This window comes from Sphingopyxis sp. P8, assembly GCF_020622175.1.
GTDB classification, from domain to species: Bacteria; Pseudomonadota; Alphaproteobacteria; order Sphingomonadales; family Sphingomonadaceae; genus Sphingopyxis; species Sphingopyxis jiangsuensis.
The window spans coordinates 189124-210232 of record NZ_JACNMK010000002.1; the positions used below are offsets into that span (position 1 = coordinate 189124).

Below are 21109 nucleotides of genomic sequence, written 5' to 3' on the forward strand. Positions count from 1 at the left end.
GGCCCCCGAAACAATCTTCGCGCCTTCGCGCCTTTGCGTGAGATTTTTCATCGCTCATGCAAGGGCGCAAGGGCGCGAAGCGGGCCCGGCCAGGCCCATCGGGAAAGTTTCTCATAGCAGGACCCTAAGAGCGTAGCGGACCACAAATCCGCCTTTGCCGGCGACAGTCCGGTCATGCGCCGCCCCCTTCGTGGCCTTGTGTGAGGCAAATCGAAGCGCCGATACCGCCATCACGCCGCCCGCCGGCGGCTATGGACGAGGATCGCGGTGAGAGCAGCGGGCGTCACACCATCGACGCGCGACGCCTGCCCCAGCGTTTCGGGGCGCGCCTTCGACAACCGCTCGACCATCTCGCGCGACAATCCGCCGATCGCCGCATAATCGAGGGCGGGGTCGAGAATGATCGCCTCATTCGCCGCCAGCGCTTTCAGCTCGGCGTCGTGCCGCGCGACATAGGGCGCATAATGCGCATCTTCGGCGATTTCGGCGCGAATCGCGCCGTCGATGTCGCCCAGCTCGGGCGCAATCGCCGAAAGCCGGTCGATCGTCATGCCCGGAAAACGCAGCAGGTCGATGCGCTTGCGCGGCGCGCCGTCGCCCGGAAGCGCCAGGCCGAGCGCGGCATAATCGGCGGTGGTCGCCGCAACGTCGAGCAGCGCGGCCGCACACTCGCGCATCGCCTGCCGCGCCGCGAACTGCGCGGCGGTGGCGCCGCGCACCAGCCCCAGCGCGACCCCCGATGGCGTAAGCCGCGTCGCAGCATTGTCGGCGCGCAGCCGCAGCCGATATTCGGCGCGCGCTGTGAGCATGCGATAGGGTTCGGTGACGCCCTGCAGGACAAGATCGTCGACCATCACCCCGATATAGGATTGCGCGCGGTCGAGGATCAGCGGCCCCTGCCCCGCCACGCTCAGCGCGGCATTCGCACCGGCAATCAGGCCCTGCGCCGCTGCCTCTTCATAACCGGTCGTGCCATTGATCTGCCCGGCGCAATAAAGGCCTGCGATTGCGCGGACCTGCAACGTCCGGTCGAGCGCGCGCGGATCGATATGGTCATACTCGACCGCGTAACCCGGAACGATCATCGCGACCTGTTCGAGGCCATCCATCGTGCGGAGCATCGCGAGCTGAACATCGGCAGGGAGCGAGGTCGAAATGCCGTTCGGATAGACCAGATGCGTATCGAGCCCCTCGGGCTCTAGGAAGACCTGGTGGCCGTCGCGGTCGGCAAAGCGGTGGATCTTGTCCTCGATCGAGGGGCAGTAACGCGGTCCCGCGGCGCCGATGGCGCCGGTAAAGAGCGGCGACCGGTGAAGATTGTCGGCGATAATCCGGTGCGATTCGGCGTTCGTGCGCGTAATCGCGCAGAAAATCTGCGGCACGATGCGGTGATTGTTCCACGTGGAACAGGTCCAGTCGCCGCCGTCCGAAGGCTGTTCCTCGAGCCGCGCCCAGTCGATCGAACGTCCGTCGAGGCGCGGAGGCGTCCCGGTCTTGAGCCGCGCCATGGGCAAACTTGCGCCGCGCAACTGTTCGGCAAGGCGGTGCGCGCCCGCCTCGCCGATGCGTCCGCCCTCCATCCGTTCCTCGCCGCGGAACAGCCGCCCGCCGAGGAAGGTGCCGGTGGCGAGCACAAGCGCCGCGGCGGTCAGCGCGCGGCCGTCGGCGAGATCGAGCCCTTCGACGCGTGCGCCGTCGGGCGACAGGCGCAGCCCCGCCGCCTCACCCGCGATCACCTCGATCCCCGGCTCCGACGCGAGCATCGCCTGGATCGCCTCGCGATAGAGGCGGCGGTCGGCCTGCACGCGCGGCCCCTGGACGGCGGCGCCCTTCGATGCGTTGAGCATGCGATAATGGATCGCCGCCGCGTCGGCGGCGCGCGCCATCCAGCCGTCGAGCGCGTCGACCTCGCGCATCAGATGCCCCTTGCCGAGGCCGCCGATCGCGGGGTTGCACGACATTGTCCCGATCAGCGCGGGGTCGAAACTGACGAGCGCGACGCGCGCGCCGAGCCGCGCGGCGGCGGCTGCCGCCTCGGTCCCGGCGTGGCCGCCGCCGACGACGATGACATCATAAAGTGCGCGATTGGGCATGATTGCGGCGCGCTTTAGCCGATGACGCGCGCCAAAGCTACCGCCGCGCGGCGCTCGCGCTGTTTCACGTGGAACATCATTTCCCGATGCAGAAACGACCGAACAAGGTATCGAGCATGTCCTCGACGCCGGCGCGTCCGGTGATCCGGTCGAGCGCGCCACCCGCGAGGCGCAGCCGTTCGGCCAGCAGGATCAGGTCGCTCGCCTCGCGCGATCCGCTTTCGACGGTCAGCCAGTCGCGCGCTTCGGCGAGTGCGTCGCGTTGGCGTTTGCGGAGCGCCGCCTCGCCCTCGCGCGGCAACAGCGTGCGCGCCATTTCGACGATATGGCGGTGCAGCGCCGCCATCCCCTCGCCCGTTGTTGCCGACACGGCGAGGTCGCAGCGCGCGGCGCGCGCTTCGGCGGCGGCGTCGCCGCGCCAGCGGTCGGCCTGCGCCGCGACCAGAATGGTGCGCGGGTGTGCGGGTGCCTCGTCCGGGGCGCCGAGCCACAGGACGATGTCGGCCGCCTCGATCGCGGCGCGCGCGCGGTCGATTCCGATCGCCTCGACAACATCGGCACCTTCGCCGCGCAGGCCCGCGGTGTCCGAAAAGCGCATCGCGATCCCGTCGAGCGCGAGCGGCGTCTCGATCACGTCGCGCGTCGTCCCGGCCAGCGGCGACACGATCGCCAGCTCGCGCTGTGCCAAGGCATTGATCAACGTCGATTTTCCGGCATTGGGCGGCCCCGCGATCACCACCGACAACCCGTCGGCAATCACCTCGGCCGCCGGCCGCGCCAGCCACTCCCCCAACTCCGCCGCCAGCCCCCCCATCCCGCCAACCAGACGCTCCGCGGCACTTTCATAAACTTCGACATCATCCTCGTCGGAAAAATTCAACTCGGCCTCCGCCCCCGCCATCAGCGCGAGCAGTTGCTCCTGCCAGCCTGCAATCGCGCGCGAGACATGCCCGCTCGCCATGTCGAGCGCCTGCACGCGCTGGCTTTCGGTTTCAGCTGCGAGCAGGTCGGCGAGTCCTTCGGCCTCTGCGAGATCGATCCGCCCATTCGCAAAAGCGCGCCGCGTGAACTCGCCCGGCGTCGCCGCACGCAATCCCGGCAGCGCCGCAAGTGCGCGTTCTACAGCCGCCACCACCGCGCGGCCGCCGTGCAGATGCAGTTCCGCCAGATCCTCGCCAGTCGCGGTCGCAGGTCCGGGAAACCAAAGCATCAGTGCCTGATCGAGCGCCCTTCCCTCGGGATCGCAAAGCCGCGCGAGCGAAGCGCGGCGCGGTGACGGCAGCCGCCCGCTCAGCAACGTCAGTGCGCTCGCCGCCGCCGGCCCGCTGATGCGCACGACCGCAATCGCCGCCGGCGGCATCCCGCTCGACAGCGCAAATATCGTGTCCGTCGCGGCCGTGTCGCTCAGCTCTTGCGTCCCCGCGCCGGCTTGTCGTCACTATCCGCCTTCGCCGCCGACGCCCCCATCATCGGGCCGCCGAACTGGCCGAGCAGCGACTGGATCAACCCCAGCCCCGATTCGCCCATCGGAACCCAGCTTTTCACCATCGATTGAACCATGTCGGGCGTAATTCCCTTGGCCATCAACTCCTTGACTCGGCTGAGATAAATGTCGTGAAGTGGCTCCAGGTCGGGGAGGCCAACCAGCCGTCGTGCCTCTTCGGGGGTGCAATCGATCTCGATATTGAATTTCATCGCGCCTTCTCCGCCCCGATTTGCCATGCCGCTTGAGCACCGCCCGCAGCATCGCTAGCTTTGCGCCTTCCCGCCCAATTGGCAAGAGTGAGGAGTGACATCATGTCCGCGACGAACACCATCATCCCCGCGCTCGACGGCGAGGGCGACATCCCAGCCTATGTCGCGCGCCCAGATGCCGATTCGTCGCGCGGCATCGTCGTCATCCCGGAGATTTTCGGGGTGAACGCCGGAATCCGGGAAAAATGCGATGCCTGGGCGGCCGAGGGCTATCTGGCGATCGCACCCGACATTTTCTGGCGCTTCGCGCCCGGAATCGAACTCGACCCCGATGTCGAGGAGCAGTTGCAGGAGGCGTTCGGTTATTTTGGCCGGTACGACCCGGACGGCGGAGTCAAGGATATCGAGGCGGCGATCCGCTGGCTGCGCACACAGGGTACCGCAAAGACCGGATGCGTCGGCTTCTGCCTGGGCGGTCGGCTTGCCTATATGGCTGCCGCACGGACCGACATCGACGCGTCGGTCGGCTATTATGGCGTGATGATCGATCAGATGGTCGGCGAAAGCCACGCGATCGCCAACCCCCTGATGCTCCATATCCCGACCGACGACCAGTTTGTGAGCGCGGAGGCGCAGGCGAAGATGCACGAGGCGCTCGACCCGCATCCGAAGGTCACTCTCCATGATTATCAAGGACTTGGTCATGGGTTCGCGGTGACCGAGGGCAACCGGCGCGACAACGACACCGCCGAACTCGCCGATCGCCGCACGCGCGAATTTTTCGCAAAGCATCTCGCATGAGTGCGACCGCGGGCCACGCCGGTCTCGCCGCATGGCATGCCTATATGGAGGGCAGAGGCGATCCGCAGGCGCTGCGCGACCTGCTCGCACCCGACGCTGTATTTCATTCGCCGGTGGTCCACACGCCGCAGGAGGGACGCGACACCGTCTTCGCCTATCTTCACGCTGCAAGCCATGTGCTCGGCGGAGACAATTTTCGTTACTTGCGCGAAATCGTCGATGGCGACCAGGCGATGCTCGAATTCGAGACCGAAATCGACGGCATCCGGATCAATGGAGTCGACATCATCCGTTGGGACAACAGCGGAAAAATCGCTGATTTCAAAGTGATGGTTCGACCGCTCAAAGCGATCAACAAGGTCTGGGAGACGATGGCAAAAATGCTTGCGGCGCAGGCGGCTAAATCAGGCTGAGTTCCGCAAGCTCGCGATAGAGTTCGGGCGGCAGGTCGGCGATTCCGCTGTCATCGCCCGCTGGCCGCGGTGCGTCGCCCTCGGCCATATATCGCCAGCCCTGATGCGCGCGTTTCGGCTGCGGATGGACGCGTTCGAGCCGCGCCGCACAAACGATATCGACGCGACCGTCGGACCGATCGTCGAAGCGCAGTATCCGGACGCGGCCGACGATCAGGTGCCTAACGATGAAATGAAGGTAGCCGCCGATCAATTCATCGGCTCGTTTCGGCCGAAACCGCGTCGTGAGCCTGACTTCGCCGCGCTCGGCACGATCCGAAATCCGTGCTGCGAGCGCGGCATAGTCGGGACATCCCACCGCGACGCGCGTCATATGTAGCATGCTCATGCGGCCTAGATCGGGTCACAACCTTTATGATTCAAGCGCGGTCGGAGGCGAGAAAATATTCCCCTCGCACGCGTGGATCGACGGGAATTTGCAGCATGATCAACGGCGAAAGCAGGATGGCCAGCAAAATTTTGACCCCGTGGATGGCGACAAATGGCGCCATCGTTACGCTGGATGCAATCAAGATGCCTTTGAGCAGCCTGCGCAATGCTCGATGCCGATCGGGGGAAGGCTCTGGTTCGGGCATAGCCACCAACTCGGTGAGAACGGCGACCGCTTCGGCATGCTGCCAGACAGGGACCGTCAAACGAAACCCTCCCACAGCGATGATATGGGCTGTGACGCTCGTATAATGTTCGCCGCCCACATGGACAATGATTCCGGCAGCATCGAGCATTGCCGCGACGCTCAGGGCTTCGCCACGACCAAATATCAAGGCGACTGGAACCATGGCATCGTCCGACATATGCCAAGATTGAAACCGGTCGGTTGATTTGTCCAGCAAATCGAATCCGCTGGCCGTGACGCGTGGCGTCTAAACCCTCAACGGTCCGCCGCAATATAGGCGACGAGCGCGCGCCTTTGCTCGGCGTCCTTCATTCCGAAATAGCTCATACTGTTATGCGGGACGAGTTTTTCGGGGTCGGCTATAAACTGATCGAGCAAGGGGCGCGTCCAGACCTTCTCGCGCCGGGCAAAGCCGCGGAATGCCGGCGAGTAGGCAAAATTGCGATCGGCCGCGATCGGCTTTCCGATCAATCGGTCGAGATTGGGACCGCTAAGCCCCGTCTCGGTCGCGTCGAGCGAATGGCAGCTGTAGCAGCGCTGAAACGCCCGCTCGCCCGTTGCGGGGCGGGGAGTGGGGGTCTGAGCGATGGCCATAGCGGCGAAGCAGGCACCACCCGCCAACAGCGTGAAAAATGTTGCGGTCGTCCTCATTCGGCGGTCGTCACCACCATGATGCGGTCGGTGCCCGATTCGGGAAGGAATATCTGCCCCGGGCGTCCGAGTATCTGGCGAACATTGGCTCCCGGTGCGCTCCCCGCATAGCTGGTCCAACTCTCGTCTGCAGCATCGAACACCAGCGTGGCGTTGGCGGCAAAATCGCTCACCCACACAAGGTCGCGCTCATCGACATAGACGGCATAGGCCTTGGGTGCCTCACCCGGCAGCTTCCATGTCTTCCAGCTCTCGGCAGCGGGGCGATAGCGATAGAGTTCGCCGCTATTCCAGCCGGTTATCCACAGATCACCCTTGCTGTCGGCCCATACACGGCGCAGCCCAGCACCCGGCGTCGGCGGTTCGATCGTTTCGATGCTGCCATCCTCGCTGTCGATCCGCGCGAGGTGGCTGCCCGCAAGCGAGACATACCAGACGGTGCCGTCGGGGGCGGTCGCGATGCCATAGGGGCCGCGCCCTTTCGGGTCCTTCCAGATAGTCACCTTGCCGTCCAAGGCCGACACCCGGCCATAGATGCCATTCTGTCCGGTAAACCAATGCACGCCCTTGCCGTCGAACGCGCCGGTGTTGAGATTGGTGTAGCCGCTGTCCGCGGGAAGCTTCCAGACGTCGATCTTGCGCGTGGCGGGGTCGAAGCGGACGATCGCATTCTGCCCGCCGTCGGTGATCCAGGCCATGCCGTCGGGCCCCTGAATCACGCCGTGCGGCGCCGAATCGGGACCGAGCGGAATCTGTTCGACCGCACCGGTCGCAGGATCGAGGATACCAAGCGCGCCCTGACGCTGCGCCGTGTACCAGATCTTTCCGTCCGGAGCGGGCGCCACGTCGTGGGGGCGCGATCCGCTCGTTACATCGAAGACCTGGACGTTTGCTGTCGGCTTCGTCGAAGCCGGTTCCTCGGCGCATGCGGTCGCACTCGAAAACATCGAAACGGCCACGACGATCAGTCCAAGCTTCTTCATATGCGCCTCGCTAGTCAGCACGCCCCTATAGAATCATGCTATCGCAAAGCGCGGCATATACAAAGCCTTGGGTTCAGCCGAACAGCGTCCCGACGCCGACACTCGGGTCGACCCAACCGTCGACGATCATCTTCACCGCGACATAGAGAATGACCACGAGTCCGACATAGGCGATCCAGCGATAGCGCTCGATATATTTGGCGATAATGTTCGCCGCGAGACCCATCAGCGCCACCGCGAAGATCAGGCCAACGATCAGGATTCCGGGGTGATCGCGCGCTGCACCGGCGACAGCCAGCACATTGTCGAGGCTCATGCTGACGTCGGCGACCGCGACCGCCCAGGCGGCCCCGGCAAAGCTTTTCGCCGGCTTCAGTCCCGAATGTTCATCGCCCTCGATTTCGGGCGAGCCCGCCGAATGGGCGCCCTCGCGCAGCTCGCGCCACATCTTCCAGGCAACCCACACGAGCAGCAGGCCGCCGACGAAAATCAGGCCGACGATCTGCATCAGCTGGGTCACGACGAGGGCGAAGGCGATGCGCAGGACAAGCGCGGCCAGCACGCCGATCATGATAACCTTGCGGCGCTGATCGGCGGGAAGCCCTGCGGCGAGCGCACCGACAACGATCGCATTGTCGCCCGCGAGCACGATGTCGATCATCAGCACCTGCAGGAAAGCCGCAAAGGCGGCAGGCTCAGTGATGTTCGAAAAATCGGAGACGATGGCGTCCCACATCCCTGCGGGTCCGCCAAATCCGCCGGCATGGGCGCCAGCCTGCATCAGAAAGTCCAGCATATCGCCCTAACCCGCGCCGCGATTATTGGTTCATCGAATCGAAGAAATCTTCGTTCGTTTTCGAATCCTTGATCTTGTCGAGCAGGAACTCCATCGCGTCGACGGTGCCCATCTGCATGAGGATACGGCGCAGCACCCACATTTTCGACAGCTTGTCCTTTTCGACGAGCAGTTCTTCCTTGCGCGTGCCTGACTTGCCGACATCGAGCGACGGGAAGATGCGCTTGTCGGAAACCTTGCGGTCGAGCACGATTTCGCTGTTACCGGTGCCCTTGAACTCTTCAAAAATAACCTCGTCCATGCGGCTTCCGGTATCGATGAGCGCGGTGGCGATGATCGAAAGCGATCCACCCTCCTCGATATTGCGTGCGGCGCCGAAGAAGCGCTTCGGACGCTGGAGCGCATTGGCGTCGACGCCGCCCGTGAGCACCTTGCCCGACGAGGGAACGACGGTGTTGTAAGCCCGTCCGAGGCGGGTAATCGAGTCGAGCAGGATCACGACATCCTTCTTGTGTTCGACGAGGCGCTTCGCCTTTTCGATCACCATTTCAGCAACCTGGACGTGGCGCGTTGCGGGTTCGTCAAAGGTCGAGGAGACAACCTCGCCCTTCACGCTTCGCTGCATGTCGGTGACTTCCTCAGGCCGTTCGTCGACGAGGAGGACGATCAGATAGACTTCGGGATGATTGTCGGTGATCGCCTTCGCGATATTCTGGAGCAGCACCGTCTTACCGGTACGCGGCGGCGCAACGATCAGTGCGCGCTGCCCCTTGCCCTGCGGGCTGACGAGATCGATGACGCGCGCCGACTTGTCCTTGACCGTCGGATCGACCGTGTCGAGCGACAATTTCTGGTTCGGATAGAGCGGCGTGAGGTTGTCGAAATTGACGCGGTGCCGCACGACGTCGGGATCGTCGAAATTGACGCTGATCAGCTTGGTGAGCGCAAAATAGCGTTCGCCGTCGCGGGGGGCGCGGATCTCGCCTTCGACCGTATCGCCAGTGCGCAGCCCGAATTTGCGAACCTGGTTCGGCGAGACATAGATGTCGTCAGGCCCGGCAAGATAATTGGCTTCCGACGAGCGCAGAAAGCCGAAGCTGTCGGGCAACACTTCGATGGTTCCCGATCCGATAATCTCCTCGCCTTCTTCGGCGAGCTCCTTGAGGATCGAGAACATCAAATCTTGCTTGCGCAAGGTCGACGCACCTTCGACGCCGAGTTCTTCCGCCATTTCAACGAGTTGGGCGGGCGATTTGGTTTTGAGTTCTTTGAGGTGCATCGATGGATTCCAGGGTAAAATTCGATGGAGGATATCAGTTTCTGTCGCACCGGGTGGTGCCTATCCGGCTGGGGGACAGCCGTTGTCGATAGATTCGGCGCGATCGGGTGCGCCGCCTGCGTGGAACAGGTTCGATCGGCCCCTATAACCCGCTTTGGTCCAAGTCAATCGGCGTAACGCGAACCGGACGCGGTCAGGGACGAATGACCGCGAGTATGACAATGATAGCCGCGGCGGCGCCGGGAACTTCGTTGAGCAATCGAAGCTGCTTTTCGGTCAGCGGGCGTTCGCCCTTCTGCAGCTTCTTGAAATAGCCGATCGTCCAGCCATGATAGCCCGACAGCGCGATCACCAGCACAAGTTTGGCGATGAACCAGCCTTGGCCCCAATAATTGCCGTTAAACGCCAACATCAGCCCAAAGACCCACACGATCGCCAGCGACGGGTTGAGGATGATCCGCCGCAACCGATCCTCGCGCTCGATCCACTTTCTGTCTTCGTCCGAACCGACCGCGCATTGCTGATGATAAACGAAGAAGCGCGGCATCATGAAAAGACCCGCCATCAGAAAGATGACGAAAATGACGTGCCCCGCCTTGATCCACAGCATCGTCGCTCCCAAAAATCCGGTCATATCCATAATTTAGTCGCGAACGCGCCTAATGAGATGTTCGACATGCGCGATGGGCGTGTCGGGCAGGATGCCGTGGCCGAGATTGAATATATGGGGCCTGTCCGGAAAGGCTGCAAGGATGCGGTCGATCGCTGTATCGAGCGCTTCACCGCCCGCGATCAGCGCGAGCGGGTCGAGATTGCCCTGGACCGGCAGTTGTGACGGCAAGACGGCATTGGCCCATGCCGGGTCGATCGTCTCGTCAAGCCCGACCGCATCGACGCCGGTTTCGTTAGTATAGGCGACGAGCTTGGCGCCCGCGCCCTTGGGGAAACCGATGACGGGCGTGTCTGGGTGCATCTGTTTGATTCGGCGTACGATTTCGGCGTTCGGCGCGATGACCCACTGCTCGAACTGCGCGGGACTGAGGCTTCCTGCCCAGCTGTCGAAGAGCTGGACCGCTTCGACCCCCTGTTCGATCTGTCCCGACAGGTAAGTTACGGTAACGTCGACGATCGCATCAATAATAGCGCCGAATGCGGATGCGTCGCCAAACGCCATGCGCCGCGCCGCCGCCTGATCCTTCGACCCTTGCCCCGCGACCATATAGGTCGCGACCGTCCAAGGGCTCCCGGCAAAGCCAAGAAAGGTTGTCTCGGGCGCGAGCGCCGCGGCGACACGCGCGACCGTTGCATAGACCGGATCGAGCCGCGCGGGCGCAGCGGTCAGGCTTTCGAGCGCGTGATCGACGAGCGCCGGCGCGAGCCGAGGCCCCTCGCCCGCTTCGAACCACAGATCCTGCCCCAAGGCATGCGGTATGACGAGAATGTCTGAAAAGAGAATCGCGCCGTCGAAACCGAAGCGCCGGATCGGCTGCATCGTGACCTCGGCCGCCGCCTCGGGATCGTAGCAAAGCTCGAGGAAGCCCCCCTTCGTTTCGCGGAGCGCGCGATATTCGGGGAGATAACGTCCCGCCTGACGCATCAGCCACATCGCAGGCCTGTCCTGCCGCACCCCGCGCAGCGTTGCCAGCAAGCTCTTCGGTGACGCCTTCACGCGGCCCCTCTTTCTTTCATCATATAGATATATAGAAATATTGTGGTGGTTTGTTGTCGGGCGAATAGCGCGGCTTTAGGGATTGGCGCCGCCTTTGCCAACAGCTTGACTCGGTCGCGCGATCGGCCTGCACAGGAGTCGCGGGTCATATTCCCGCTGCCCACAGCCTGTGGATAAGATTCGTCCCATGTGGACAAGATGCGGATCGAATCGACGCGTCGCGGGATGGAAATTTACCCCCGAAATGCTCCCTGCACTTATGCCGAAAATTATCCACAGGCACCGTTTGCGGTTCGCTACTTGCCTTTTTCAACGCCTGAGCGCCATGGTGCGGCGATGAGCCGCCTTCATCTGCACCTCATATCCGATTCCACGGGCGAGACGCTCGAAAATATCGCAAAGGCGGCCATCGCGCAGTTCGACGATGTCGAGGTCGTGCGCCATTTCTGGCCGATGGTGCGATCGGAATCGCATCTCGACCGGATCATGGCCGAAGTGCAGGCTAGCCCCGGGATGATCCTCTTCACCCTCGTCAACGGCGAGCTGCGCGCGAGCCTCGAACGCCGCGCAACGGCGCTTGATCTGCCGACCGTAGCCGCGCTCGACGCCGTCACCGATGCGTTGTCGCGCATGCTGGGTCAGGAGGCCAAGGCGCGGCCCGGGCGCCAGCACGCGCTCGATGCCGCCTATTTCGCCCGCGTCGAGGCGATCCAGTTCACCGTCGCGCACGACGACGGTATCGGTTGGGAGAATTGGGAACAGGCCGATATTGTCCTCGCTGGCGTGTCGCGCACGTCGAAAACGCCGACGAGCATCTATCTCGCCAATCGCGGGTACAAGACGGCAAACATCCCGATCGTCCCCGAATCGCCGCCGCCCGACTGTCTGTACCACCTCCGGCGCCCGCTCGTCGTCGGGTTGACGACGAGCCTGGACCGGCTTGTCCAGGTGCGTCGCAATCGCCTCCTGTCGCTCAATCAGGCGCCTGAAACCGCCTATGTCGACGACGAACGCGTCAAGGCGGAGATCGCCTTTGCGCGCCGTATCTTTGCCGACAATGACTGGCCGGTTATCGATGTGACACGGCGCTCGATCGAGGAAACCGCCGCCGCGGTCATCAAGCTTGTCGACGACCGCGCGGCGGGCGCGGCATGACCCAGCTGCTTCTCGCCTCGCAAAGCAGCGGACGCGCGGCGATGCTGCGCGCGGCCGGTCTGGTTTTCGAAACGACCGCGGCGCACATCGACGAGGACGCGCTCACCGCGTCGCTCGCGGCGACGGGGCAAAGTGCGCGCAACATCGCTGACGCGCTCGCCGAAGCAAAGGCGATCAAGATTTCCTCGCGCGTCCCCGGCGTTACGGTGCTCGGCGCCGATTCGACGCTGGCGCTCGACGACGGTACGATGCTCACCAAGCCCGCTGATCGCGACGAGGCGATGGCGCAGCTTGGGCGCATGGCGGGGCGGCGCCACCGTCTGTTCAGCGCGGTCGTCGCCGCGCGCGATGGGGGTCCAGTCTGGCGCGCGATCGGCGAGGCCAAACTTTGGATGCGCCCCTTGTCGGACGCCTTCATCGCCGACTATGTCGCGCGCCATTGGGACAGCATCCGCAGGACCGTCGGATGTTATGAAATCGAGGGGGCGGGCGTGCAATTGTTCGACCGGGTCGAAGGCGACCCCTGGACTATCGTCGGAATGCCGATGCTGCCGTTGCTGGCGTGGTTGCGCGCGACCGGAATGGCACCGGCATGACGCAAAACCTGCCCTATGCCGAGGTGATCGGCGACCCGATCGCGCAATCGAAATCGCCGCTGATTCACGGCTTCTGGCTGGAGAAGCTGGGACTTTCTGGCGACTATCGCCGCGCACACGTCCTTGCGGAGGGACTTGCGGCCTATGTTGACGAGCGCCGCAACGACCCCGACTGGCGCGGTTGCAATGTGACGATGCCGCACAAGGGCGCCGTGATGGATCTTGTCGACGATCCCGGCGATGTGCGGGCGACGATCGGCGCGATGAACACGGTGGTGCGCCAGCCCGACGGGCGCCTTGTCGGCACCAACACCGATGCCGCGGGCTTTTTTGCGCCGCTTTCGGAAGTCGAACTTGCTGGCGCGCCCGTCGTCGTCGTTGGCGCGGGCGGCGCCGCGCGGGCGGTGCTGTTCGCGCTTGCGCGCGCCGACGTTGGTCACGTTACCATCCTCAACCGCTCGCCGCTCAAGGCGATGGGTTTGCTTGCGACCTTCGGCCTCAGGGGCGAAGTCTGTGCGCTCGACACGGTGCTTCCCCCCGCCGCGCTGCTTGTCAACGCAAGCAGCCTCGGCATGAACGGACAGCCGCCGCTCGATCTCGACCTTTCGCCGCTCCCGGAGGACGCGATCGTTTATGATCTTGTCTATTCGCCGCTCCAGACGGGCTTGCTCCGGGCGGCCGAGGCACGCGGACTCGATACCGTCGACGGACTCGACATGTTGATCGGTCAGGCTGCGCTGGCTTTCGAACTGTTTTTCGGGTCTGCGCCGCCCGAAGGGCACGACGACGAACTGCGGGCACTGCTCGTCGGGTGAAGTTTTCGAAGCGCCCGCACCGGCCGCTGCGCCGTCCTTTTGTCATCGGGCTTACGGGTTCGATCGGGATGGGCAAATCGACCGCGGCGCAGATGTTCGAGCGCGAGGGCGTTCCGGTGTTCGACGCCGATGCCGAGGTGCACCGCCTCCAGGCGCGTGGCGGGGCGCTGGTTCCGGCGATCGAGGCACGCTTTCCGGGCACCACCGGGCCCGACGGGGTCGACCGTCAAAAGCTCGGTGCGCTGGTGCTCGGAAACACGCACGAACTGGCGGCGCTCGAGGCGATTGTGCATCCTGCCGTGGCCAGGGCGCAGCGCGAATTTCTGATGCGTAACCGCGCACGCGACGTGGTCATTCTCGACATCCCCTTGCTTTTCGAACGCGGCGGTTGGCGCAAGGTCGGGGCGATTGCCGTCGTCTCGGCGCCGGCCTGGGTCCAGACGAAACGGGTGATGCGGCGGCCCGGAATGACCTATGCCAAGCTGAAGGCAATCCGCCATCTGCAAGTGCCCGACCGCGTCAAACGCGCGCGCGCCGATTTCATTATCGAGACGGCCCGTCCGAAAAGAGAAACGCATCGCGAAATCCGGCGTATCGCCTCTTGTTTCCGGTCCCGTTAAGGTCAATATTGGCTTTTCCGATGCGTGAGATCATCTTCGATACCGAAACGACAGGACTCGACCCAAGGGCCGGGCACCGGCTTGTAGAAATCGGTTGTATCGAACTGATCGACCGGCGCGAATCGGGGCGCACATTCCACGCCTATTTCCATCCCGAACGCGACATGCCCGCCGAGGCAGAGGCAGTGCACGGCCTGTCGATCCAGTTCCTGTCGGACAAGCCGCTGTTCGCAGCAAAGGTCGACGATCTTCTCGAATTTCTGGGTGACGCGCCGATGGTCGCGCACAATGCGGCGTTCGACTTTGGCTTCGTCAACGCCGAACTCGCCCGCGCGGGCCGACCTGCCCTCGACATGACGCGCATGTGCTGCACCGTCCAGATGGCGCGAAAGCTTCACCCGGGTGCGAAACACAGCCTCGATGCGCTGTGCACCCGCTATGGCATCGACCGCAGCCACCGTGTCAAACATGGCGCCTTGCTCGACGCCGAGCTGCTCGCGCATCTCTATATCGAGATGACCGGCGGGCGGCAGATCGGGCTCGGGCTTGCAGCACAGGCGGGCGGGCCGCAGCGAGCCGCGGTTGCGGCGGCGCCGCGTCCGGCCGAACCGGCGCGCCCGTTCCGCGAACCGCGCCCGCATGCCGCGAGCGCCGCCGAACTTGCCCGCCATTCAGAATTCGTCGCCGCGCTGAATCAGCCGCTTTGGCACGATAGCCCGTGACGACGGCCCCGCGCCGCCGCCGCTGAGACCCTGGAAGGAGAAGAAAAATGGAAATCCGCGTCTCTGGACACCAGATCGAAACCGGCGAAGCGCTTCAGGCGCATGTGTCGGACCGGATGAACGCGATTGCCGACAAATATTTCTCCCGCGCGATCGGCGCGCACGCGACCTTCGGAAAGGGGCCGCACGACAGTTTCCAGTGCGACATCGTCGCGCATGTGATGCAGGGTCTCGTCCTCAAGGGGCACGGACAGGCACAGGACGCGCATGTCGCCTTCGAAGGGGCGGCCGATCGCATCGAAAAGCAGCTTCGACGTTACATGCGCCGACTCAAGGATCGAAACAGCAGTGGCGGAACGCCAAGCCCGTCGGTCGAAGAGATCGAAGATAATGCGAGCTATATCGTCTTTGACGGCGGCGGCGACGAAGATGCGGGCGATGCCCCCGCGATCATCGCTGAAACGCGCGTCGATATTCCGACGAGCAGCGTGTCCGACGCGGTGATGATGCTCGACCTGCGCAACACCAATGCGCTGCTGTTCGTCAACAGCAAGACCGGGTCGCACAATATGGTCTATCGCCGCGATGACGGCACCATCGGCTGGGTCGAACCGCGATAGGGGGTGGATTTTCTCTGCCAACCGGACTAAGGGCCGCGCCCAACAATGCCCTGTGCCGGTTGGTGGGCCCGGTACGATCCTGCGACCATTAGCGATCGTGACAAGCCTGGCAGCATGCCCGGCGTGAAACAGATTTGACCAGAACAATGAACCTTTCTTCCCTACTTTATCCCGCGACCGTGCGCGCACATGTGCAGCTCGATTCGAAAAAGGCGCTCTTTCCTTTCGTCGGCGACCTCGTAGCGCGATCGCTCGGCCTCGACGCCGGCGAAGTCAGCGAAGCGCTGCTCGAGCGCGAGCGTCTGGGTTCGACCGGATTCGGCCGCGGCATCGCGCTTCCGCATGCCAAAATGGCAGACCTGACGGGGGTGCGCGGACTTTTCCTGCAGCTGGCGCGTCCGATCGATTTCAATTCGGTCGACGGCCTTCCGGTCGATCTGCTCTTCGTCCTGCTCTCGCCGCTCGATGCCGGTGCCGATCATCTGAAGGCGCTCGCAGGCGTGTCGCGGATGCTTCGCGACGATGCGATGGCCGACCGTTTGCGCGGTGCGAAGAATGACGAAGCGCTCTATGCGCTGCTCGCCGATACCGAAACGCGTGACGCGGCCTGACGCCGCCGTGGTCGGCAGATGGCGCGGCTGACCAGCCGCTTCCTCGTCGACCTGCTGCTGCGCGAGACGCAGGCGGCGGGCGGTTTTGCTGCCATCCTTGCTCGCGGCGACGAACGCGCTGGGTCGATATTGGTCCAATGCAGCGAGCGCGGCGAAGCCGGACCGCTCCTCGAAAGGCGCTTTTCGCTTGCCGGAGGCCATGTCTGGGAAGCGGTCGGACCGGATGCGTCCGAAGATGCTGAATCGCGGGAAAACTATTGCCGGCGGCGGCTGAAGGCCGATCCCGACCTCTGGATCGTCGAACTGGATATCGTAGATGCGCCACGGCTCGTCGCGCAATGGGGTGCGTTAACTTGACTTTGCTGCGCCGCACAATAGGTGGCCCGCACGATGTAACGCGTAGGTCGTTCCGCGGGTTCCCGGCTTGTCCGGACAATTCGGTAAAACGGTTCGGACACGCAGTCGGATGATGACCGCAGGTGCCATAGGGCCATAGCCCCCCGCCTGTTATTGAAGTTTCGGTCCATCAGCCGCCCTTTTGACGGACAAGATGAGTCGTATTTTGAACGTGGCCAGCGTGGCTGCTGTCGGCATGACTGCTGCAACCATGTTGGTGCTGGCCGAACCCGGCTTCGCCAGCGACCTTGGCGCCGACGCCAATCTTCCCGCCTTCAGCCTGCCCGGCGCCGACGTGCCGGTTGCGGCCGAAACAGCGGATCTGCCGACCGAGCCCGCTGCGCCGGTCGATGCCATCGAACAAATCGTCGAAGACAGCATCGTCGAGCCCGAAGTCGAGGAATTAACCGCGGCCTCGCTTGCCGAACTCGTCGCCGCTACGCCGCGGCCGGCCAAGCTCGACGCCGAACTGCGCTGTCTTGCCGGCGCCGTCTATTTCGAATCGCGCGGCGAATCGCTCGCCGGCCAGCTGGCGGTCGCGCATGTCGTGATCAACCGCGCCAATTCGGGCCGTTTCCCGAAGAGCCTGTGCGGCGTCGTCCACCAGAAGCACCAGTTCAGCTTTGTTCGCGGCGGCAAGATGCCGAAGGTCCGCGAGGGCCGCCAGTGGGACAATGCCATCGCGATTGCGCAGATTGCCCGCGACGACCGTTGGAAGAACCGTGCGCCCGGCGCGCTCTATTTCCACGCACGCTACGTCTCGCCGAACTGGGGCAAGACGCGAATCGCGCAGATCGACAATCATATTTTTTATCGGTGATGCGCCGGCGTGCGGGGCGCGACCCCGCACGCCGTTCATTGCCAAGCCATTTTTTGTGGCGCATGATGCGGGAATGATGCGTCATTCCTCCGCTGCGCTGCTTCTCGCAGCGTCGCTCGCGCTCGGCGGCTGCGCCACGGCTGTGCCGCCCGTCGAAGTCACCCGCTTTCACGACAATGCGCCGACCGGCTGGGCGCCGGGGACGCGCTATGTCGTCGATCCGGCGCCGCTTGGCGCAGCGCTGGCACCCGAAGCGGACACTCCACCGTCGCTCGAATGGACCAGTTACCGCGCCGCTGTCGAACAGCAATTGCAGCTGCAGGGGCTGGTCGCTGCGGGTGCCGGTGCGTCCGCGCCGCTCAAGGTGCGCATCGGGTTCGATCGCGCCGAACCGGCACCGCAGGGACGGCGCTCGCCGGTGTCGGTCGGGGTCGGCGGATCGACCGGCAGCTATGGCTCGGGGGTCGGTGTCGGGGTCGGAATCAATCTGGGCGGCGGTCCGCGCAAGATGCTCGACCTGCAGCTTTCGGTCCGCATCGACGATGCGGCGAGCGGGCAGGCGTTGTGGGAAGGCCGCGCGCTGACTGCGGTCCCGGTCAAGGCACCCGCGGCACAGCCGTCGCTCGCGGCCGCAAAATTGGCCGAAGCCTTATTCAAGGACTTCCCCGGCGAATCGGGACGCACTATCAGCGTCCCATGACCATCAGCATCAACGCCGCCTTCGACAGCGGCAACATCGTCGTGGACGGAATCGACGGCACCAGTGCGCGACTTTCCATCCGCAAGGATCGCGAATCCGATTTCTTCCAATGGTTTCATTTCCGCGTGAATTGCGCGGTGGGCGACCCGCTCGAGTTCGTCATTTCGGGCCTGGGCGATTCGGCCTATCCCGACGGGTGGCCGGGCTATGCCGCGTGCGCGAGCAGCGATCGCGAACATTGGTTCCGCCTCGACACCGACTATGATGCCGCGACGGGCACACTCACCATCCGCCATGCCGCAGAAAGCCAGATCCTCTACATCGCCTATTTCGCGCCCTATTCTATGGAGCGCCACCACGACCTTGTCGCCTCGGTCGCCGAATGCGAGGGCGTCACATACCGGTGCCTCGGAACCAGCCTCGAAGGCCAGCCGATCGACTGTCTTGAAATGGGGACGGGCGATACGCAGGTCTGGCTCTATGCGCGCCAGCATCCGGGCGAGAGCATGGCCGAATGGTGGATGGAAGGCGCGCTCGAAAAGCTCACGGATCCTGCCGACCCGCACGCGCGTTCGCTGCTGCGCAAGTGCCGCTTCCACATCGTCCCCAACATGAACCCCGACGGCTCGCGCCGCGGCCATCTGCGCACCAATTTTGCGGGCGTGAACCTCAACCGCGAATGGGACACGCCGAGCGCCGAGAAGAGTCCCGAAGTGCTGTGCGTACGCAATGCGATGGACGAAACGGGCGTCGACTGGGCGATGGACGTCCATGGCGACGAAGCGATTCCTGCCGTCTTTCTTGCGGGGTTCGAGGGCATTCCCTCGCTTCAGCCGGACCAGCTCGACAAATATAAGGCGTTCGAAAAGGCGCTCGCCGCGAACAGCCCCGATTTCCAGACCGAACTTGGGTATGGTGAATCGAAACCGGGCGAGGCCAATCTGTCGATGTCGACGACCCAGCTTGCCGAACGTTTCGGCGCGGTGTCGATGACGATCGAGATGCCGTTCAAGGACAACCGCGACCTCCCCGACCCCGTACAGGGCTGGTCGCCCGAACGGTCGAAGCTGCTCGCGCACGCGTGCCTCGCGACCCTGGATCAGATGCTGTGACGCCGGGTGCGGACGCGGCGTTGTGGCAGATTGTCGAGGACGATCTGTCGGGCACCGCGATCCGCGCGCTGCTCGAAGTGCATTTTTCCGGCATGCTGGCCAATTCGCCGCCGGGAAGCTGCCACTTCCTCGACTTCGACGGGCTGAACGCGCCCGACGTGACTTTCTGGTCGATTCATTGCGGCGGCGAACTGGCGGGGTGCGGAGCGCTCAAGATGCTCGATGCGCGTCACGGCGAGATCAAGTCGATGCGGACCGCCGAATCCTACCTTCGAAGGGGGGTCGCCGCGCGCATGCTCGAGCATATCCTGACACAGGCGCGCCGGCGCGGGCTCGAGCGGTTGAGCCTCGAAACCGGATCGGGCGAGGCGTTCGCTCCGGCGATCGCGCTCTATCGCCGGTTCGGCTTTGTCGATTGCCCGCCGTTCGGCGACTATCGGCCCGATCCGTTCAGCCGTTTCATGACTCGTAGGCTGTAGGGTCCTGACCCTAAGGAAAAGGCCCGGGCGTCGCCGCCCGGACCTGTTAAGGCGCCTATTCAGGCGGCCTTCTTTTCGCCCTCGATGAGCGTGGCGCTGCCGCCGCCGATCGCGATCTTGTGCGGCTTCATCGCTTCGGGCACTTCGCGGACGAGGTCGATGGTCAGCAACCCGTCGGCAAGGTCGGCCTTGTCGACGCGGACGAAGTCGGCAAGCTGGAAGCGGCGCTCAAAGGCACGGGTGGCGATGCCGCTGTAAAGCAGCTGGCGTTCTTCGCCCTCCTTCGGCGCAGCCTTCCGGCCGCTGACGGTCAGCATATTCTGCTGCGCGGTCAGGTCGATCTCGTCGGACTTGAAACCCGCGACCGCCACGGTGATGCGGAAATGGTCGTCGGCGATCTTTTCAATGTCGAAGGGCGGGTAATTTTCCGCCGAGCCGCTGTTTTCGAGGAAATCGAACAGCCGGTCGAAACCGACGGTCGAGCGGCGATAGGGGGTCCAGTCAAAGCTGTTACGCATGGGTCATTCCTTCCTTTCAAAGCGAAGTCATGGAGCTGCCGCACGAGCTGTGCGGCAGCCTCCGCCCGGCCCCGTTGCGGCGACCGGACAGTGCAGATTTGGTAACCCGGGATACCATTTCAAGGGGGCGGTGGCCCTTACGGAAAAGGCGCGCTATGGCGCAGCGAATCATCGCCTCGGATCATTCTGGAAGGACCGAAAATGCCGCAGCTCATCCTCATCCGTCACGGCCAGTCGCAATGGAATCTCGAGAACCGTTTCACCGGCTGGTGGGACGTCGATGTGACCGAAAAGGGCGCGGCCGAAGCCTGGGCGGCGGGCGAGCTGATGAAGGAAAAGGGGATCGCGCCCGATAGCTGCTTCACCTCGGTCCAGACGCGCGCGATCAAGACGCTGAACCTCGCGCTCGAGGCGATGGGGCGGCTGTGGCTTCCCGTGACCAAGGATTGGCGGCTCAACGAGCGTCACTATGGCGGGCTGACCGGGCTCGACAAGGCTGAAACCGCGGCGAAACATGGCGATGAACAGGTCCATGTCTGGCGCCGCAGCTTCGACGTTCCGCCGCCGCCGCTCGAGGCGGGGTCGCCCTATAATCTGTCTTCCGACGCGCGCTACGCGGGCATCGCGATTCCGGCGACCGAAAGCCTGAAAGACACGATCGCGCGCGTCCTGCCCTATTATGAGGAAGCCATCGCGCCGCAGCTCAAGGCCGGAAAGACCGTGCTCATCTCGGCGCATGGCAACAGCCTGCGCGCGCTCGTCAAGCATCTCTCGGGCGTTTCGGACGAGGAAATCACGGGCCTCGAAATCCCGACGGGGCAGCCGATCGTCTATGAACTCGACGACGCCCTTGCAGCGCGCGAGCGCTATTATCTCAGCGAACGCTGAC

Annotated in this window: 27 protein-coding genes; 15 read left to right on the forward strand and 12 right to left on the reverse strand. The window is 64.0% G+C overall.

Annotated features, from left to right (window positions below; all coding sequences use genetic code 11):
* Nucleotides 1–230: 230 nt before the first annotated feature.
* The 3 genes from mnmG to H7692_RS09330 all read right to left on the reverse strand — a co-directional run bounded on the left by mnmG (nucleotide 231) and on the right by H7692_RS09330 (nucleotide 3788).
* Nucleotides 231–2093 carry a tRNA uridine-5-carboxymethylaminomethyl(34) synthesis enzyme MnmG gene (mnmG, locus tag H7692_RS09320; RefSeq protein WP_222136654.1) on the reverse strand — a complete coding sequence of 621 codons (1863 nt, stop codon included), beginning with the start codon at nucleotides 2091–2093 and terminating at the stop codon, nucleotides 231–233.
* A 76-nt stretch (nucleotides 2094–2169) separates the two neighbouring features.
* Nucleotides 2170–3474 carry a tRNA uridine-5-carboxymethylaminomethyl(34) synthesis GTPase MnmE gene (gene mnmE / locus H7692_RS09325; protein WP_314817501.1) on the reverse strand — a complete coding sequence of 435 codons (1305 nt, stop codon included), beginning with the start codon at nucleotides 3472–3474 and terminating at the stop codon, nucleotides 2170–2172.
* A 23-nt stretch (nucleotides 3475–3497) separates the two neighbouring features.
* The gene (locus H7692_RS09330) at nucleotides 3498–3788 is read right to left on the reverse strand and encodes a DUF6489 family protein (protein WP_201928528.1); all 291 of its coding nucleotides are present in this window, start codon (nucleotides 3786–3788) and stop codon (nucleotides 3498–3500) included.
* A gap of 102 nt (nucleotides 3789–3890) precedes the next feature.
* On the opposite strand from H7692_RS09330, the gene H7692_RS09335 reads away from it, so the two are divergent.
* Nucleotides 3891–4589 carry a dienelactone hydrolase family protein gene (locus H7692_RS09335; RefSeq protein ID WP_201928527.1) on the forward strand — a complete coding sequence of 233 codons (699 nt, stop codon included), beginning with the start codon at nucleotides 3891–3893 and terminating at the stop codon, nucleotides 4587–4589.
* Nucleotides 4586–5002: a nuclear transport factor 2 family protein gene (locus H7692_RS09340; protein WP_201928526.1), complete on the forward strand. Its 417-nt coding sequence runs from the start codon at nucleotides 4586–4588 to the stop codon at nucleotides 5000–5002. The genes H7692_RS09335 and H7692_RS09340 overlap by 4 nt, the downstream gene beginning before the upstream one ends.
* Here H7692_RS09340 and H7692_RS09345 read toward each other — a convergent pair.
* The 8 genes from H7692_RS09345 to hemE form a co-directional block, all read right to left on the reverse strand.
* Complete coding sequence (locus H7692_RS09345) at nucleotides 4989–5390, reverse strand: DUF1489 domain-containing protein (protein ID WP_201928525.1); 402 nt, start codon at nucleotides 5388–5390, stop codon at nucleotides 4989–4991. The genes H7692_RS09340 and H7692_RS09345 overlap by 14 nt on opposite strands.
* A gap of 31 nt (nucleotides 5391–5421) precedes the next feature.
* Nucleotides 5422–5856 (reverse strand): hypothetical protein, encoded by a 435-nt coding sequence (locus tag H7692_RS09350; RefSeq protein WP_201928524.1) that lies wholly within the window; start codon nucleotides 5854–5856, stop codon nucleotides 5422–5424.
* 77 nt (nucleotides 5857–5933) lie between these two features.
* A complete protein-coding gene (locus H7692_RS09355) occupies nucleotides 5934–6272 on the reverse strand; it encodes a c-type cytochrome (RefSeq protein WP_201928523.1) in 339 nt (112 codons plus the stop codon).
* A 53-nt stretch (nucleotides 6273–6325) separates the two neighbouring features.
* Nucleotides 6326–7312: a lyase gene (locus H7692_RS09360; protein WP_227340089.1), complete on the reverse strand. Its 987-nt coding sequence runs from the start codon at nucleotides 7310–7312 to the stop codon at nucleotides 6326–6328.
* 73 nt (nucleotides 7313–7385) lie between these two features.
* Nucleotides 7386–8108 carry a TerC family protein gene (locus tag H7692_RS09365; protein ID WP_201928521.1) on the reverse strand — a complete coding sequence of 241 codons (723 nt, stop codon included), beginning with the start codon at nucleotides 8106–8108 and terminating at the stop codon, nucleotides 7386–7388.
* Nucleotides 8109–8130: 22 nt separating this feature from the next.
* On the reverse strand, nucleotides 8131–9387 hold the full coding sequence (gene rho, locus H7692_RS09370; RefSeq protein ID WP_201928520.1) for a transcription termination factor Rho: 1257 nt from the start codon (nucleotides 9385–9387) through the stop codon (nucleotides 8131–8133).
* Nucleotides 9388–9580: 193 nt separating this feature from the next.
* A complete protein-coding gene (locus tag H7692_RS09375) occupies nucleotides 9581–10021 on the reverse strand; it encodes a CopD family protein (protein ID WP_201928519.1) in 441 nt (146 codons plus the stop codon).
* A gap of 9 nt (nucleotides 10022–10030) precedes the next feature.
* A complete protein-coding gene (hemE, locus tag H7692_RS09380) occupies nucleotides 10031–11056 on the reverse strand; it encodes a uroporphyrinogen decarboxylase (protein WP_201928518.1) in 1026 nt (341 codons plus the stop codon).
* A gap of 336 nt (nucleotides 11057–11392) precedes the next feature.
* On the opposite strand from hemE, the gene H7692_RS09385 reads away from it, so the two are divergent.
* From H7692_RS09385 to H7692_RS09440, 12 genes are all read left to right on the forward strand, one after another.
* Nucleotides 11393–12211 carry a pyruvate, water dikinase regulatory protein gene (locus H7692_RS09385; protein ID WP_201928517.1) on the forward strand — a complete coding sequence of 273 codons (819 nt, stop codon included), beginning with the start codon at nucleotides 11393–11395 and terminating at the stop codon, nucleotides 12209–12211.
* Nucleotides 12208–12807 carry a Maf family protein gene (locus H7692_RS09390; protein WP_201928516.1) on the forward strand — a complete coding sequence of 200 codons (600 nt, stop codon included), beginning with the start codon at nucleotides 12208–12210 and terminating at the stop codon, nucleotides 12805–12807. The genes H7692_RS09385 and H7692_RS09390 overlap by 4 nt, the downstream gene beginning before the upstream one ends.
* On the forward strand, nucleotides 12804–13622 hold the full coding sequence (aroE, locus tag H7692_RS09395; RefSeq protein WP_222136656.1) for a shikimate dehydrogenase: 819 nt from the start codon (nucleotides 12804–12806) through the stop codon (nucleotides 13620–13622). Before H7692_RS09390 ends, aroE begins: the two co-directional genes overlap by 4 nt.
* Nucleotides 13619–14242 carry a dephospho-CoA kinase gene (gene coaE, locus H7692_RS09400; protein ID WP_201928514.1) on the forward strand — a complete coding sequence of 208 codons (624 nt, stop codon included), beginning with the start codon at nucleotides 13619–13621 and terminating at the stop codon, nucleotides 14240–14242. Before aroE ends, coaE begins: the two co-directional genes overlap by 4 nt.
* A gap of 20 nt (nucleotides 14243–14262) precedes the next feature.
* The gene (gene dnaQ / locus H7692_RS09405; RefSeq protein ID WP_201928513.1) at nucleotides 14263–14964 is read left to right on the forward strand and encodes a DNA polymerase III subunit epsilon; all 702 of its coding nucleotides are present in this window, start codon (nucleotides 14263–14265) and stop codon (nucleotides 14962–14964) included.
* 47 nt (nucleotides 14965–15011) lie between these two features.
* A complete protein-coding gene (gene hpf / locus H7692_RS09410) occupies nucleotides 15012–15584 on the forward strand; it encodes a ribosome hibernation-promoting factor, HPF/YfiA family (RefSeq protein WP_201928512.1) in 573 nt (190 codons plus the stop codon).
* A 146-nt stretch (nucleotides 15585–15730) separates the two neighbouring features.
* Complete coding sequence (locus H7692_RS09415) at nucleotides 15731–16195, forward strand: PTS sugar transporter subunit IIA (protein ID WP_201928511.1); 465 nt, start codon at nucleotides 15731–15733, stop codon at nucleotides 16193–16195.
* 18 nt (nucleotides 16196–16213) lie between these two features.
* Nucleotides 16214–16552: a DUF1491 family protein gene (locus H7692_RS09420; protein WP_222136657.1), complete on the forward strand. Its 339-nt coding sequence runs from the start codon at nucleotides 16214–16216 to the stop codon at nucleotides 16550–16552.
* A gap of 235 nt (nucleotides 16553–16787) precedes the next feature.
* Entirely contained in the window at nucleotides 16788–17411 is a 624-nt protein-coding gene (locus tag H7692_RS09425) for a cell wall hydrolase (RefSeq protein ID WP_227340090.1), read from the forward strand.
* Nucleotides 17412–17484: 73 nt separating this feature from the next.
* Nucleotides 17485–18111 carry a DUF4136 domain-containing protein gene (locus tag H7692_RS09430; RefSeq protein WP_201928508.1) on the forward strand — a complete coding sequence of 209 codons (627 nt, stop codon included), beginning with the start codon at nucleotides 17485–17487 and terminating at the stop codon, nucleotides 18109–18111.
* Nucleotides 18108–19223 carry a M14-type cytosolic carboxypeptidase gene (locus H7692_RS09435; RefSeq protein ID WP_201928507.1) on the forward strand — a complete coding sequence of 372 codons (1116 nt, stop codon included), beginning with the start codon at nucleotides 18108–18110 and terminating at the stop codon, nucleotides 19221–19223. Before H7692_RS09430 ends, H7692_RS09435 begins: the two co-directional genes overlap by 4 nt.
* The gene (locus H7692_RS09440) at nucleotides 19220–19702 is read left to right on the forward strand and encodes a GNAT family N-acetyltransferase (protein ID WP_227340091.1); all 483 of its coding nucleotides are present in this window, start codon (nucleotides 19220–19222) and stop codon (nucleotides 19700–19702) included. Before H7692_RS09435 ends, H7692_RS09440 begins: the two co-directional genes overlap by 4 nt.
* 59 nt (nucleotides 19703–19761) lie before the next feature.
* On the opposite strand, the gene H7692_RS09445 is transcribed toward H7692_RS09440, so the two are convergent.
* Complete coding sequence (locus H7692_RS09445) at nucleotides 19762–20220, reverse strand: Hsp20 family protein (protein WP_227340092.1); 459 nt, start codon at nucleotides 20218–20220, stop codon at nucleotides 19762–19764.
* 201 nt (nucleotides 20221–20421) lie between these two features.
* Here H7692_RS09445 and gpmA point away from each other — a divergent pair, with 201 nt between their 5' ends.
* On the forward strand, nucleotides 20422–21108 hold the full coding sequence (gene gpmA / locus H7692_RS09450) for a 2,3-diphosphoglycerate-dependent phosphoglycerate mutase (protein ID WP_227340093.1): 687 nt from the start codon (nucleotides 20422–20424) through the stop codon (nucleotides 21106–21108).
* Nucleotide 21109: the final 1 nt, after the last annotated feature.

What these genes read in the sequence shown, in the direction of transcription:
- H7692_RS09435 (WP_201928507.1), top strand. Translation starts at nt 18,108, where the DNA reads ATGACCATCAGCATCAACGCCGCCTTCGACAGCGGCAACATCGTCGTG.
- gpmA (WP_227340093.1), top strand. Translation starts at nt 20,422, where the DNA reads ATGCCGCAGCTCATCCTCATCCGTCACGGCCAGTCGCAATGGAATCTC.
- H7692_RS09415 (WP_201928511.1), top strand. Translation starts at nt 15,731, where the DNA reads ATGAACCTTTCTTCCCTACTTTATCCCGCGACCGTGCGCGCACATGTG.
- H7692_RS09345 (WP_201928525.1), bottom strand. Translation starts at nt 5,390, where the DNA reads ATGAGCATGCTACATATGACGCGCGTCGCGGTGGGATGTCCCGACTAT.
- H7692_RS09365 (WP_201928521.1), bottom strand. Translation starts at nt 8,108, where the DNA reads ATGCTGGACTTTCTGATGCAGGCTGGCGCCCATGCCGGCGGATTTGGC.
- hpf (WP_201928512.1), top strand. Translation starts at nt 15,012, where the DNA reads ATGGAAATCCGCGTCTCTGGACACCAGATCGAAACCGGCGAAGCGCTT.
- H7692_RS09390 (WP_201928516.1), top strand. Translation starts at nt 12,208, where the DNA reads ATGACCCAGCTGCTTCTCGCCTCGCAAAGCAGCGGACGCGCGGCGATG.
- rho (WP_201928520.1), bottom strand. Translation starts at nt 9,387, where the DNA reads ATGCACCTCAAAGAACTCAAAACCAAATCGCCCGCCCAACTCGTTGAA.
- H7692_RS09350 (WP_201928524.1), bottom strand. Translation starts at nt 5,856, where the DNA reads ATGTCGGACGATGCCATGGTTCCAGTCGCCTTGATATTTGGTCGTGGC.
- H7692_RS09360 (WP_227340089.1), bottom strand. Translation starts at nt 7,312, where the DNA reads ATGAAGAAGCTTGGACTGATCGTCGTGGCCGTTTCGATGTTTTCGAGT.
- H7692_RS09340 (WP_201928526.1), top strand. Translation starts at nt 4,586, where the DNA reads ATGAGTGCGACCGCGGGCCACGCCGGTCTCGCCGCATGGCATGCCTAT.
- H7692_RS09425 (WP_227340090.1), top strand. Translation starts at nt 16,788, where the DNA reads ATGACTGCTGCAACCATGTTGGTGCTGGCCGAACCCGGCTTCGCCAGC.
- H7692_RS09330 (WP_201928528.1), bottom strand. Translation starts at nt 3,788, where the DNA reads ATGAAATTCAATATCGAGATCGATTGCACCCCCGAAGAGGCACGACGG.
- dnaQ (WP_201928513.1), top strand. Translation starts at nt 14,263, where the DNA reads ATGCGTGAGATCATCTTCGATACCGAAACGACAGGACTCGACCCAAGG.
- H7692_RS09445 (WP_227340092.1), bottom strand. Translation starts at nt 20,220, where the DNA reads ATGCGTAACAGCTTTGACTGGACCCCCTATCGCCGCTCGACCGTCGGT.
- H7692_RS09430 (WP_201928508.1), top strand. Translation starts at nt 17,485, where the DNA reads ATGATGCGTCATTCCTCCGCTGCGCTGCTTCTCGCAGCGTCGCTCGCG.
- H7692_RS09385 (WP_201928517.1), top strand. Translation starts at nt 11,393, where the DNA reads ATGAGCCGCCTTCATCTGCACCTCATATCCGATTCCACGGGCGAGACG.
- H7692_RS09335 (WP_201928527.1), top strand. Translation starts at nt 3,891, where the DNA reads ATGTCCGCGACGAACACCATCATCCCCGCGCTCGACGGCGAGGGCGAC.
- mnmG (WP_222136654.1), bottom strand. Translation starts at nt 2,093, where the DNA reads ATGCCCAATCGCGCACTTTATGATGTCATCGTCGTCGGCGGCGGCCAC.
- H7692_RS09355 (WP_201928523.1), bottom strand. Translation starts at nt 6,272, where the DNA reads ATGGCCATCGCTCAGACCCCCACTCCCCGCCCCGCAACGGGCGAGCGG.
- H7692_RS09420 (WP_222136657.1), top strand. Translation starts at nt 16,214, where the DNA reads ATGGCGCGGCTGACCAGCCGCTTCCTCGTCGACCTGCTGCTGCGCGAG.
- H7692_RS09375 (WP_201928519.1), bottom strand. Translation starts at nt 10,021, where the DNA reads ATGACCGGATTTTTGGGAGCGACGATGCTGTGGATCAAGGCGGGGCAC.
- aroE (WP_222136656.1), top strand. Translation starts at nt 12,804, where the DNA reads ATGACGCAAAACCTGCCCTATGCCGAGGTGATCGGCGACCCGATCGCG.